Genomic DNA, 12,541 nt, shown 5'->3' on the forward strand with positions numbered 1-12,541 from the left:
CGGTCCGGATATTGTCATTATTGGTTCTGGCAGTGTGGCACAAGCCGGCGAAAAATCAGACGGTCATAATTCACATAAAACCGGTCGATCCCGCCAATTCAGTTATCTGTCGGCCTCAGAAAGACACCCTGGTTTTTCATCGTACAATAGCGCCATGACCAGATCCTTTTACCGTCGGGGCCCGGACCATCGTGCCGGTGCGCCGGTTACCTTTCTCGACGTCCGCCGTCGTTTCCAGTTTCGTTCCATCGAGATTGGCCGCTGGGTCACAGAGCCGGAGAAACAGCGCAGTGCGTCGCTGTTCTACGATGCCCTGTGCGACCTGATGACCATTCTTGGCGGCACCGAGTCGCTGGTTTCCCTGCGTGGCACCCTGGCTCTTCAGTATGGTATTGGCGGCCGGCCCGGTGTGTCGGCCCACTACACGCCGGCCACCCGAAGTTTCTCTCTGGCCAAGAACGCGGGCCCTGGCAGTATTGCCCACGAGTGGTTTCATGCCTTCGATCACTATATCGGGGAGAAACTTTTCGGCGAGACCCAGAGAGGCCAGTTTGCCTCCAAGCTCTGGCTTGGCCGTGACGACGCTGTACGGCATCCTTTGAACGAACGTCTGCAGGCCTGCTTCAAGGCGATTCTGCTGGACGAGAAAGGTGCAGAGCCCAGCGAACTCTTCCGGTGTTCGGTGAAGGCTGACAAAGCGGCGGGGATTCAGTATTTCAGCCTGCCCGAAGAGCTTTGCGCCCGGGCATTCGAGGCCTTTGTGCAGGATGCGGACGTGAAGAACGCCTTTCTGGTGAGCGGGACCCGGGAATCGGAAGAGGCAAAGCTGGGCCTCTATCCGGTTGGCGCGGAACGGGAACGAGTCAACGGCGCATTTTACAGTTACTACACTGCCTTGGGCCGGGCGCTCCGCTCAGCAGAGAAGTGACCTGTTGTGAAAACCTTTCGACTAACGAAAGTGCTGTCGGTTTTCTGATTTCTCAGTGGCAATGCGCGTGAGCCGCCGCGTCTTCATCCCTGGGATCGCCCATCCCGCCTTTCAGGCCGTATTTGATCAACAGAAGGTTGGCCGGCCAGGCGGCAAACAACCCGAGTGAAAGCGATATATACAGTGATGACCAGAACAGGGCATCGCCCATCGTGGCCTCGCCACCGAGATAGAGATCGGTCGTAATCGCGACGGATTCCATCACCACGATACTGATGGTTTCAGCGAAGAAGGCGCCCTTGAACGCTTCTTTGAAGGACATTCCATTCTGTATCATCGGCCCGATGTTCAGGGCAAACCCGAATATATATGCCAAGGTAAAGGTGATGATGGCGGCCCAGAAATTGCCCATGGCGAACAGGCCGACCGAAATAATCACCCCGAGAATTTCGCCGATGCCGCAGCCGGAATAACAGTGGGCCACTGAGCGAAAACCCTTGCGGGCGATACTGTCCGTGGGGATCTGTTTGCGCCCCGAATAGCGGTAGATGGCAAGGCCTACCGGCCCGGAATAAAGCACGGTCAGCGCCCAGACCCACTGCATCATGGAGGCAATATGACTGTTGCTGGTTCTCAGATCGTAAATCACCCAGGCAACACTGGCGGCAACAAGCGCCAGCCAGATGCCCAGTCCCGTCCAGGTGTCGATAAGGGCCTGAATTTGGTCAAGGCTCATAGCGGGAAAGGTCCTTTCCTGAAAAATGTATTTTCAGTGTAGTCCTTGGAGGCCCGGAGTCTCTCTTTCAAGCTCCAGCCAGGCCCGGAGTTCGAGCAGCGGCTTTGGCGAGCAGATCCAGTAGCCCTGGAGCATTTCCGCCCCGAGGGATTCCAGAAGGCGGGCCGACTTTTCGGTCTCGACGCCTTCGGCAACCACCTGATAGCCCAGGCCCATTCTGATGGCGGTTTCCACAATCATCCGGGCGCTCTCGCTGGTCTCGATGTCCTGCAGCAGGGCCCGGTCCAGTTTGATTTCGCTGGCGGGCAGCTTCTTCAGGTAGGAGAGCGAGGAGTAACCGGCGCCAAAGTCATCAATCGACAGTTTCAGCCCGATATCCGTCAATTCCTTTAAGCCTTTCAGGCCGGTGTGCGGATCGTCCATGGCCGCGGTTTCGGTGAGTTCGATGATGACTTGTCCGGGGCCACCTGGAATCGGAACAGCATGTTGGGATGGTCGACATCCCTTGGATAGAAAGGGCGGGTGTCTCCGTGCGGAACTCGCGACGCAAGGAGTCTCCGGAGAGCTCGTGGAACACCACGTCATCAAGCTGAGGGTAGGCCAGCTCGGCGATCAGTATCTGGTCATGGTCGGTCTGGTTACGCACCTGAACCCGCAGGAAGCCAGGATCAGAACAAGGATAAGCAGATCGTTGCTGAGGATCACGAGCAATAGACCCCGTTATATCGCCATCAGGCTTTTCTTTTTATCGTAAAGTCCAGCTTAACAATCTTTCTCCTTCAGAAAAGCTGACAACCAATATTTAATGTAGCGAAATGTCTCATATTTCGGGTTGATGGCCGTTGCCTTCCGGCTTTCTGGTGCTTCCCGTTGCCTTGAAGCGCCTGTCTGGATGGCGGCGCATCTGCTACGTTGAAAGGATACTTCCTATCCTACGGAGGACTCTATGTTTGTCGCTGAGAAAGCAACCGGGCACCTGATTGAAGTACTGGATACCCGGGCACTGTTTGATCCCCATATCCAGCAGGTACGTGGCAGCCTCCATTATGGGGAGGAGGCTCAGGACCCTGAATCGTATACAAAATCCGAATTGGCATTTCCCTCCGGCGAAGCGCTTCCCCTGTGCTGGACAGACCCTGATTACCGGCGCCATAGCTGATATTTACTTACCCTCCCTGCATTGATGACAGGGCCTCATTGGCGTGGTCTAGGTTTCGTCTTTGTGGACCTTTTATTGCCAACTTCGTTTATCTCCTGGCCAACAAGCGGGCGGAAGTGGCTGCCATTAAAGTGTCACCAGAGGAGAATATTCTGGACTTCGGAAAGATTGAACTGGCGGGCTAAGGCCCCATAGATGGGGTGGCGGAGGGAAATTCCCGGCCGGAAACCAGAAATAGGTTTTTCCTATCTCTGGTTTGGGAATTATCAATTTTATCCGCATCGTCGATATCCGTACCTTACGCCCCATCAATTCATCAACCTATGAATCCATCACCAAGGAGTTTTTAATGGGAATCATTAATAGCGAGATCAAACCGTTCAACGCCACCGCTTTCAAAAACGGCGAGTTCGTTGAGATCAGCGAAGCCGACGTAAAAGGCAAGTGGGCGGTATTTTTCTTCTATCCGGCCGACTTCACATTCGTTTGCCCGACCGAGCTGGGCGACGTGGCCGACAAGTACGAAGAGCTTCAGAAGCTGGGCGTTGAAGTGTTCTCAGTGTCTACCGACACCCACTTCACCCATAAGGCATGGCACGACAGCTCCGAGACTATCGGCAAGATCAACTACTACATGGTAGGCGACCAGACCGGCACTATCACCAACAATTTCGGTGTGATGCGTGAAGGTCAGGGCCTGGCAGACCGCGCTACCTTCCTGATCGATCCGGATGGCATTATCCAGTCCGTAGAAATCAGTGCTGAAGGCGTTGGTCGTAACGCTGACTACCTGATGGACAAGGTCAAGGCTGCCCAGTACGTGCGCAAGCACCCGGGTGAAGTTTGCCCGGCCAAGTGGAAAGAAGGCGAAGAAACCCTGGCTCCGTCACTGGACCTGGTTGGCAAGATCTAAGCTCTCCTTCTGGATAGCTTGTGAACGAAAAACCCCGGAAGTTCCGGGGTTTTTTGTGTCTGAACAAAAAGTGAAGCTCAGAGTGCGTCGAGGATTGTTTTCGCGCTGGTTTGATCAAGACCCTGGGCGTCCACGTGCAGCAGCTCAACCTTCCCGTCGTTCACGATCATGGCGTAACGCTGGCTGCGAATGCCCATTCCGTTGGTGGTCCGGTCCTGGGTCAGGTCCAGCGCCTTGGCGAACTCTGCTACGCCATCGGCCAACATGATGATCTCTTCCGCATTGTGGGCCTTGCCCCAGGCGTCCATTACAAACGCATCGTTGACCGATGTACAGACGATGCTGTCCACGCCTTTGGCGCGCAGTTTGTCGGCATTCACCACAAAGCCTGGCAAATGGGCGGCTGAACAGGTAGGAGTGAACGCTCCCGGTACGGCGAACAGGACGGCTTTTTTGCCGGCAAAGAGCTCGCTGGTACGGACTTTCTCCGGACCTTTCTCGCCCATTACCTGAAGTTCGATGTCTGGCAGAGTATCACCCGGCTGAATTGGCATTGCTGTGGTCTCCAGTGTTGTTCTTGTTGAAATAGTCGGCGCCACGGGCCTTGAGGCGATAGAACTCTTCAATCACGCCGGCCATCGCATCGGCACAGTAGGGCCGCAAACCACTTAATACGAGCCGTTTGGTCACTTCGCCCACCGGTTTGCTGTCGGCGGTCAGGCGGTATTCAAGAAAAACGTTGCCGCGCTTGCCGGCCGCCTCGAGCGTGGCGTTGTGCAATTCAAGGCCGGGGGAGGGCAGATCCAGGTTATCCAGGGCCAGGCTCATGCTCTCATACATCACCATGGGACGGTCGGGATTGAACATCACCCCGTTCGACTCCATCAAGGGTTTGAGAGTATGGGGAAAGTTCTTGCCGGAGGCCGCCACATAGGCACGGGTGATGGTCTCGATCAGCTCCTCATCCCGGGTTGTCGCGCCACTGCGGGCCACCTCGATATAGACTTTGCCGGCGTCGTCACAGACGTCAATGGTGTTTTCGGTTTCGACAAACTTGAGCGGCACATTCTCTCCTAGCAGGCTGCGGAACCTGAAGGTCATGTTTTCCGACAGCCCGAACCGGGCGAGGACAATGGCGAAAAGCAGGTCCCCGGGAACACAGAAACGTCGGGCATCCGGGTCGTGGATGGGATTGAAATCCCCAGCGATTTCCTTGGCGAACTGGCTGGCTTGCAGGGCGGAGATTACGACGTGTCCGTCCTGGACGGAGTGGAAACGGTCTAGAAACATGCGTTGCCTATTCTGGGTACCAGAGAATGATGTTGCGACGTTATGACAACATCATACTTCGGCAGGCTTTCGGTGGATATGCGCTATTGGTCAAGCTTCGAGCGGCGATGAGCCTGAAGGTATAGCAAAGTCCTATCAAACAGTTTGGGTCAATTAATTTGAGCATCAGGGTGCCGGACCGTATCTTTGCACCAACTCAACCTAACCACCGTATTTGATTCAGATACTTAGTTTCGAGATTTAAAGGAGAAGTCAGAATATGTTGGATGCCAATATCAAGGAGCAGCTCAAGGCCTACATGGACAAGCTGCAGCAGCCGATCGAGCTGGTCGCGGCCTATGACGACGGCAAGAAATCCCAGGAACTTCGTGAGCTGCTGGAAGAGCTGGAGCCCATGTCTTCCAAGATCAGCCTGCGCACCGAAGAATCCAATGATGTGCGCCGTCCGTCCTTTGCTATCAATCGTGTAGGCACCGATATTGGCGTTCGCTTTGCTGGCATTCCCATGGGCCACGAATTTACCTCGCTGGTACTGGCCCTGCTGCAGGTGGGTGGTCATCCGTCCAAGGCATCCCAGGATGTAATCGAGCAGATTCAGTCTCTGGAAGGTCGGTTCGAGTTCGAAACCTATTTCTCCCTGTCCTGCCAGAACTGCCCGGACGTGGTTCAGGCCCTGAACCTGATGAGTGTGCTGAACCCGAACGTCAAGAACACCTCCATTGACGGCGCCCTGTTCCAGGATGAAGTGGAGCAGCGCGAAGTGATGGCGGTACCCAGCGTTTACATGAACGGTGAGCCCTGGGGCCAGGGCCGTATGACCCTGGAAGAGATTGTCGCCAAACTCGACACCAGCTCCAGTGAGAAAGATGCCGAGAAGATCAACCAGAAAGACGCCTTCGAGGTTCTGGTGATTGGTGGTGGCCCGGCCGGCGCCTCTGCTGCCATCTACGCGGCCCGCAAGGGGATCTCCACCGGTATCGCGGCGGAGCGTTTCGGCGGCCAGGTGGCTGACACCATGGGCATCGAGAACCTCATCTCCGTGCCTTACACCGAAGGCCCGAAACTGGTGGCGGCTATGGAGCAGCACGTCAAGGAGTACGACGTGGATATCATGAACATGCAGCGTGCCGAGAAGCTGATCCCGGCCTCACGCCCGGGCATGCCCCACGAAGTACGGCTGGAAAACGGTGCCACTCTCAAAGCGCGCAGCCTGGTTCTGTCCACCGGAGCGCGCTGGCGTCAGATGGGTGTGCCGGGCGAAGAAGAGTATCGCAACAAGGGTGTGGCGTATTGCCCGCACTGTGACGGTCCCCTGTTCAAGGGCAAGCGTGTTGCCGTCATCGGTGGCGGTAACTCCGGTGTGGAAGCGGCCATTGATCTGGCTGGTATCGTGGGCCATGTAACCCTGATCGAATTTGGCGCCGAGATGCGCGCTGATGAGGTATTACAGAAGAAGCTGCGCAGCCTGAAGAACGTGGAAATCATCACCTCCGGACAAACCACCGAGATCACCGGTGATAACGGCAAGGTGAATGGTCTGAACTACACCGATCGTACCTCCGGTGAGCAGCATCACATCTCCCTGGAAGGTGTGTTTGTGCAGATTGGCCTGGTGCCCAACACCGAATGGTTGAAGGGTGACATTGAGCTGAGCCAGCACGGTGAGATTATCGTCAACGACCGCAACGAAACCTCCATTCCGGGCGTTTTTGCGGCGGGTGACGCGACGACGGTGCCCTACAAGCAGATCGTGATCTCCATGGGTGAGGGTTCCAAGGCAGCGCTGAGCGCCTTTGACTTCCTCATCCGCAACTCTGTGGACGAGAGCGAAGACGAAGCGGCGTAATCGACCAAACGCCGCCTGATGAGAGAGAAAGGCACCGGAGCGATCCGGTGCCTTTTTGTTCAAGCCCCCATAATTGACAAGGTATTTCTGGCGTATGGGAAACGACATTGCCATACTGTGGAACCTGTATGAAAAATAGTCACTTATTTGTGGTCATGGACTGATGCGCGAGTCATGAAACGCTACCTTTCTGCATATTGGGTACTCCTGTTCGCCGCAAGCATACTGAGTGCGCCTGCAGTGGCCGATTCGGTGGTCAGGATCGCCGTTCCGAATATCACCAGCCTGTTGACCGAAAACCGGGACGGTGTTTACCAGAAAATCCTGCACAGGGCCCTGGCAGGCCTCGATGTGGCTGTGACCGAGCAGTTCTTTCCCTACAAACGGGCCATGATGGTGTTCGAGCAGCATGGCGCCGACTGTATCTATTCCTTTACCGAGGTTCTGGAGCGGCGACTGGGCAAAGGCGCCGTTATCGCCAGCTTTCCGCTCGGCAAGTTCACCTATTACCTGTTTACCCCGCAGGACGAAGACCCCATCAGTTCACTGTCGCACCTGGAGGGGAAAACCGTGGGTTCGGTCATTGGTCATGAGACCTATCTGGCCGGGGTACTGGATGGCCACGACGTTAACGTGATCTGGTCCAAGAGCGATGCCCAGAACGTGGCCATGCTCGAGCACCAACGATTCGGCGCTATGATTGCAGCGGTTCCGGACGTCAGGCCTTTCATGGACCACCTCAGCTACGATTCGAAAACACCTCTTCTTGAAAGTTACGATCGGCTAACCTGCCACAACACCGACGCCAACCGGCAATTCCTGAGCAACCTCTCGGCTCAGATGAAAGGCCTGAAAGAAGCTGGCATTTACGAGCAATTGGCTGGCCAGCTGTATGTTGAGTTTGAAGACCCGGCTTCTGCCGCTGAAGATTCCCTTCTGAACTGAGACATTGGTTACGGATCTCTTCTTGTCTGTTACACGACAGGTCGGTAGCTTAGGCCCCTCAAAAGCCAATCCTGCCAGGTCGTCCAGAGGGTGATTCATCAGATGAAGTCCTTTCCAGCCCGCTTGCTGATCAGCTGCCTGCTCCTGTTCACAGTTCCTTTCGCAGACGCCGGCCCCAGGCCCAGAGTTGTTTTCCTGTCACCGGACGACTCCCGTTTCTGGCAACTGGTGGCCGGTTTTATGGAGGCGGTGGCGGAGGATCTCGAGGTTGATCTGGAGGTTCAATACGATCCGGAGAGTCATCGCCTCAGCTATCTTCGCATGGCGAAGGACGTGCTGAGCCGTGAAGAAAAGCCGGATTACCTGCTGTTCATGTGCAAGGAACATGTCACCGAATCCATGCTCAGGCTGGCCGATGGGTCAGGCGTAAAGGCGTTTACCTTCAATACCGATGTGCCTGACGCCGCCCGAGCCAGTATCGGTATGCCCCGAACCGTATTGCAGGGCTGGCTCGGCCACCTTTCTCCGGACAATATTGCCGCTGGCCGTGCCCTGGTAACGCTGCTGGGTAAACAGGCCGAACAATTGGGGCTCTCCTCCGGACCCAGCATTCCAATGTTGGCCCTCTCGGGAACACTGGATTCCTCTGCCACCAAGGACAGGAATGGGGGTTTGTTGGCGGCTGCGGTCCAGCAGCGCAGTGAGCTTCTGCAACTTGTGTATGCCAATTGGAGTCGTACGCTGGCCCGCGAAAAAACGGAAGTCCTGCTAAAACGCTATCCGAAGACTGTCTCCATCTGGAGCGCGAGCGATGGCATGGCACTGGGCGCCATTGAAGCGGCCCGAAATGCCGGCCGGACGCCGGGCAAAGATCTGTTGGTGGGTGGAGTAGACTGGCAACCCGAGGCCCTGGAAAGAATCCGGCAGGGGGATCTGCTGGTCAGCCTTGGCCGACATTTCATGGGCGGTGGGCTTGCCTTGCTACTGCTGCATGACTACCACCATGGCCGCGATTTCGGAGATATGTCACCGGATTATGTTTTCCGCTACGAGCTGGAGCCTGCAACGAGGGGCAATGTCGAACAGGTGCAGCGCATTATGGACCCGAAGAATTGGAGCGCCATTGATTTCCGGCGCTTCAGCCGCGTTGGCGAGACTGAGACTGCGAAGGCAGTGCCTGATCCTGATGCCGTGCTGGATGCGATCACTGGGACGCTGGTAAGGCAGAGAGCAGACACGGTAGCGAGTAGCGAGTAAGGCTTTCCTGGATTCGAGCAGGCTCTAGGGCCTTGATATGTCCTGCACGAGGCTCCCTTCGGGCATTTCAGGTTCCTTCTCGTCGGAAAAGAGATGGCCGTAGGCCGCCCGCACACCGGAAACGATGAACTCGTGGGGCACGTCGTCGAACAGGCCGTGGTCGTTGACGTATTCCATGTGGGCTTCGCCCGATTCCGTGTACTCCTGAAAGATCGAATCGTTAATACCATCGAATTCCAGCGGTTCCACCTTCATCAACTCGCACAGTTGCCGATTGAACGCCGGTGTCGCCTTGACCCATTGGCCGTTCAGGTAAAGCTCGATAAACCCGTGCATCCTGAAAATGTCCGATTGCAGCCATTCGATCAGTTTCGGGCTTGAGAGATGGTTGCGCACATCGGCCAGCCCCAGCCGGCTGGGAACGCCAATCGAGCGAGCTGCCGCGCCCAGAAGAACCGCTTTCGGGATGCAGTAGGTCTCGCCGCTCTCCAGTGCGTAACTGGCACTGAACGTGTTGGCATCGGTCCGGAACACATAGGGGTTGTAGCTGATGCTGTCACGAACGGCGAGATAGAGCGCCTTGACCTGCTCCACCGGTTCTTCGGGCACACCCTCCAGCTGCGACTCAATCCAGGCTTTCAGCCGGGGATGGTCATAGTCGAAAAAGGCGGTGGGCTGGAGATAGCGTTCCATAGTCATCAGTCCGTTCTCGGGATCAGCCTCTGATCGTGCTCAATTGATGATCGCCAGACAATGGCGGTATCCACCAGAACGATTGCCGAAAGTGCTCACAGCATGGGGTTTGCAGTCTAAAGGTTTCGCATTAATTCGTAGGTGCACATATTTACTGCCGAGGCCAGGTTCAGGGATTCAATCTGCCCCCGCCCGTGAATGCTGTAAGGCACCGCCTGAAGCTGGTCCAGAGCCTCCCGCGGCACCCCCCGGGCCTCGTTGCCGAACAGGTAACAGTCGTGTTCCCTGAAGCCCCGGGATACCATCGAACCACCATTGAGGTCGAGGCAGGCAAGGCTCTGGTATCGATCGGGAAGGCTGGTCAGGGCAACGTCGGTCTCAACAGGGACGTGAAAGAGCGCCCCCATGCTGGCACGCACTACCTTCGGGTTGAACGGGTCCACACTGCCAGGGCTCAACAGACACCGGAAACCGCCGAACCAGGCCAGGGTGCGAACGATGGTGCCCAGGTTACCGGGGTCCTGGACTTCGTGCAGATAAATGGCTTTTTCTCCAGGCACCGGTTCTGCCGGGCGCTCCGGTATGGGCACCACCGCCAGAATCCCCTGCGGTGTTCGGGTGTCGGCGAGCTGAGCCATCTGGCGATCGCTGATCACATGAGTCCTGAACGGGCTCTGCCAGTGCTCATAGTTACCGGTGACGTAAAGCTCCGAGGCCTTAAGAGCAGGTTGGCGCTCGGCAGCTTTCTGCAGCTCAAGAACCAGGTGTTCGCCCTCAACGAGGTAGTGGCCAAACGACTGCCGGTACTTTTTCTGGTGCAGCTTTTTGATGTCGGCCAGATTCACGAGGGCGGTCTCCCGTCAGGTGGGCGTGGTGGGTTCTGAAAAATCACAGAATGCAGGCAGGATTGTACGTGTGGCCGTCCCGGTTGTCAGGATTTTGCCGCCGCCCGGCGCGGCACGTACAATTAGCGTTTGGCTTTCCCGTTGTGAAGAGACCCCATGGCCCGATCCAAAAGCAGTAACCGCTGGCTTGAAGAGCACGTCAACGACCCCTTCGTGAAACAGGCGCAGGTGGACGGCTACCGCTCCCGCGCCAGCTACAAGCTTCTTGAAATCAACAAGAAGGACCGGCTGATTCATCCCAATATGGTGGTGGTGGATCTGGGCTCGGCTCCTGGCGGCTGGTCTCAGGTGGCGGCTAAACTGGTTGGCCACAAAGGCCGTGTCATTGCCTCCGACATTCTGCCCATGGATGCCATTGCCGGCGTCGATTTCATCCAGGGTGATTTCACCGAGAACGAGGTGTTCGAGTCGATCATGGCCACCCTGGGTGATGACCCGGTGGACGTGGTGATTTCCGACATGGCGCCGAACATCAGCGGCGTGACGGTTGCCGACCAGGCCTCATCCATGTACCTGGTGGAACTGGCCCTGGACATGGCAAGCCAGGTACTCAAGCCCAAGGGTAGCTTCCTGGCCAAGGTGTTTCAGGGTGAAGGTTACGACGAGTACCTGAAATCCGTGCGCGCTGTCTTCGATAAGGTTGTGGTGCGCAAGCCGGATTCCTCCCGCTCCCGCTCCCGGGAAGTCTACATCTTGGGCAAGGGGTTCAAGGGCTGATTCAGCCCACGGCCCGGTCGAATCCCTGCATCACATTCACCGCATTGACGCCGATGGCGTCCACGTCGTAACCGCCTTCCATGGTAAAGACCGTCGGCAGGCCAAGCCGGGCGAGACGTTGGCCCAGGGTCAGATAATCGCCGGAGGTTAGCTTGAAGAACGAAATCGGGTCTTCTTCGAAGGTATCGACACCCAGGGCAACCACCAGGGCGTCTGGCTGGAATGACTGGATCCGCTCGCAGGCCTTCTCCAGCCCCTGGCTCCAGACGCTGTAGGGCGTGTTTGGTGGGTAGACCATGTTCAGGTTGTAACCTTCGCCGGCGCCCTCGCCAATCTCGTCTTCAAAGCCCAGAAAATGGGGAAATACCAGGTCCGGATCGCCGTGCAGGCTGATGGTGAGCACGTCGTTGCGACCGTAGAAAATCGCCTGGGTGCCGTTGCCGTGGTGGAAGTCCACATCCAGCACGGCAACCTTGCCATAGCCCTGGTCACGAAAGGCCTGGGCCACGATGGCGGCATTGTTGAAGAAACAGTAACCACCGAACAGATCGGCGTGGGCGTGATGTCCGGGCGGGCGGCACAGGGCAAAGGCTGCGCGCTCGCCTTCAGCCACCAGTTTCTGGGCGGTCAGGGCCACGTTGGCGGAGGCCCGGGCGGCCTCCCAGGTGCCGTCCGATATCGAGGTTTCCGCAGCAAAGCTGTAGTAGCCCAGCCGGCCGTCGATGTCCCTGGGCAGCCGGTGGCGCATGCCGCGACCGGCCCAGACCGCCGGGATCGCTTCTCCCGGTTTGCCGGCCGCCAGCCATTCTTCCCAGCAGGTTTCCAGGAACGCCACGTAATCCGCCGTGTGCACCCGCTTGACGGGCTCCAGACCAAATTCTTCCGGTTCCAGAATCTCTCCCAGCGCCTGTTCTTTCACCCGTGCCAGGATGGTTTCGGCACGGGACGGCTTCTCGTGGGGCTCGATCAGCAGTCCGCCATCCAGTTCGGTTTTGACGTGTCGGCGGCTGTGCAGTGGAGAGAATACGGTTTTCATGGTCTTGGGTGGTCCTTGCTGAATGACGTGAGCACTTTGGCACAGGGAGCTTGATGGCTCAAAGGCGCTGATTGTGGCAGGCTGAAACCTTTTGCGGGCAGAGGGGATTACCGATA

General features: G+C 57.0%; 14 protein-coding genes. 7 read left to right on the forward strand and 7 right to left on the reverse strand.

What is annotated here, in order from left to right; all coding sequences use genetic code 11:
• Positions 1-154: 154 nt before the first annotated feature.
• A complete protein-coding gene (locus CFT65_RS02790; protein ID WP_088826506.1) occupies positions 155-928 on the forward strand; it encodes a CLCA_X family protein in 774 nt (257 codons plus the stop codon).
• A 52-nt stretch (positions 929-980) separates the two neighbouring features.
• Here CFT65_RS02790 and CFT65_RS02795 read toward each other — a convergent pair whose 3' ends face one another.
• Both CFT65_RS02795 and CFT65_RS02800 read right to left on the reverse strand, forming a co-directional pair.
• Positions 981-1,664, reverse strand: a complete 684-nt coding sequence (locus tag CFT65_RS02795) for a DUF4396 domain-containing protein (protein WP_088826507.1) — start codon at positions 1,662-1,664, stop codon at positions 981-983.
• A 33-nt stretch (positions 1,665-1,697) separates the two neighbouring features.
• Positions 1,698-2,249, reverse strand: coding sequence for an EAL domain-containing protein (locus CFT65_RS02800; RefSeq protein WP_088826508.1), 552 nt, complete (start codon positions 2,247-2,249; stop codon positions 1,698-1,700).
• Positions 2,250-2,610: 361 nt separating this feature from the next.
• On the opposite strand from CFT65_RS02800, the gene CFT65_RS02805 reads away from it, so the two are divergent.
• Positions 2,611-2,823 carry an acetyltransferase gene (locus CFT65_RS02805; RefSeq protein WP_088826509.1) on the forward strand — a complete coding sequence of 71 codons (213 nt, stop codon included), beginning with the start codon at positions 2,611-2,613 and terminating at the stop codon, positions 2,821-2,823.
• Between the two features lie 349 nt (positions 2,824-3,172).
• Positions 3,173-3,736 carry an alkyl hydroperoxide reductase subunit C gene (gene ahpC, locus CFT65_RS02810; protein ID WP_088828136.1) on the forward strand — a complete coding sequence of 188 codons (564 nt, stop codon included), beginning with the start codon at positions 3,173-3,175 and terminating at the stop codon, positions 3,734-3,736.
• A gap of 77 nt (positions 3,737-3,813) precedes the next feature.
• On the opposite strand, the gene CFT65_RS02815 is transcribed toward ahpC, so the two are convergent.
• Positions 3,814-4,290 carry a peroxiredoxin gene (locus tag CFT65_RS02815; protein ID WP_088826510.1) on the reverse strand — a complete coding sequence of 159 codons (477 nt, stop codon included), beginning with the start codon at positions 4,288-4,290 and terminating at the stop codon, positions 3,814-3,816.
• Entirely contained in the window at positions 4,271-5,026 is a 756-nt protein-coding gene (locus CFT65_RS02820) for a DUF3581 domain-containing protein (RefSeq protein WP_088826511.1), read from the reverse strand. Before CFT65_RS02820 ends, CFT65_RS02815 begins: the two co-directional genes overlap by 20 nt.
• A 259-nt stretch (positions 5,027-5,285) precedes the next feature.
• On the opposite strand from CFT65_RS02820, the gene ahpF reads away from it, so the two are divergent.
• The 3 genes from ahpF (at position 5,286) to CFT65_RS02835 (ending at position 9,074) form a co-directional block, all read left to right on the forward strand.
• On the forward strand, positions 5,286-6,872 hold the full coding sequence (gene ahpF, locus CFT65_RS02825; RefSeq protein WP_088826512.1) for an alkyl hydroperoxide reductase subunit F: 1,587 nt from the start codon (positions 5,286-5,288) through the stop codon (positions 6,870-6,872).
• A gap of 174 nt (positions 6,873-7,046) precedes the next feature.
• A complete protein-coding gene (locus CFT65_RS02830) occupies positions 7,047-7,817 on the forward strand; it encodes an ABC transporter substrate-binding protein (RefSeq protein ID WP_088826513.1) in 771 nt (256 codons plus the stop codon).
• Between the two features lie 102 nt (positions 7,818-7,919).
• On the forward strand, positions 7,920-9,074 hold the full coding sequence (locus CFT65_RS02835; RefSeq protein ID WP_088826514.1) for an ABC transporter substrate-binding protein: 1,155 nt from the start codon (positions 7,920-7,922) through the stop codon (positions 9,072-9,074).
• Positions 9,075-9,098: 24 nt separating this feature from the next.
• Here the strand turns inward: CFT65_RS02835 and CFT65_RS02840 are convergent, their stop codons facing one another.
• Both CFT65_RS02840 and CFT65_RS02845 read right to left on the reverse strand, forming a co-directional pair.
• Complete coding sequence (locus CFT65_RS02840; protein ID WP_088826515.1) at positions 9,099-9,767, reverse strand: transglutaminase-like domain-containing protein; 669 nt, start codon at positions 9,765-9,767, stop codon at positions 9,099-9,101.
• 116 nt (positions 9,768-9,883) lie between these two features.
• Entirely contained in the window at positions 9,884-10,612 is a 729-nt protein-coding gene (locus CFT65_RS02845; protein WP_088826516.1) for a TrmH family RNA methyltransferase, read from the reverse strand.
• 156 nt (positions 10,613-10,768) lie between these two features.
• Between CFT65_RS02845 and rlmE the strand changes: the two genes are divergently transcribed.
• The gene (gene rlmE, locus CFT65_RS02850; protein WP_088826517.1) at positions 10,769-11,389 is read left to right on the forward strand and encodes a 23S rRNA (uridine(2552)-2'-O)-methyltransferase RlmE; all 621 of its coding nucleotides are present in this window, start codon (positions 10,769-10,771) and stop codon (positions 11,387-11,389) included.
• A 1-nt stretch (position 11,390) separates the two neighbouring features.
• Here rlmE and CFT65_RS02855 read toward each other — a convergent pair whose 3' ends face one another.
• Entirely contained in the window at positions 11,391-12,425 is a 1,035-nt protein-coding gene (locus tag CFT65_RS02855; protein WP_088826518.1) for a histone deacetylase family protein, read from the reverse strand.
• Positions 12,426-12,541 lie beyond the last annotated feature (116 nt).

This window comes from Marinobacter sp. es.048, assembly GCF_900188435.1.
Taxonomy (GTDB): Bacteria; Pseudomonadota; Gammaproteobacteria; order Pseudomonadales; family Oleiphilaceae; genus Marinobacter.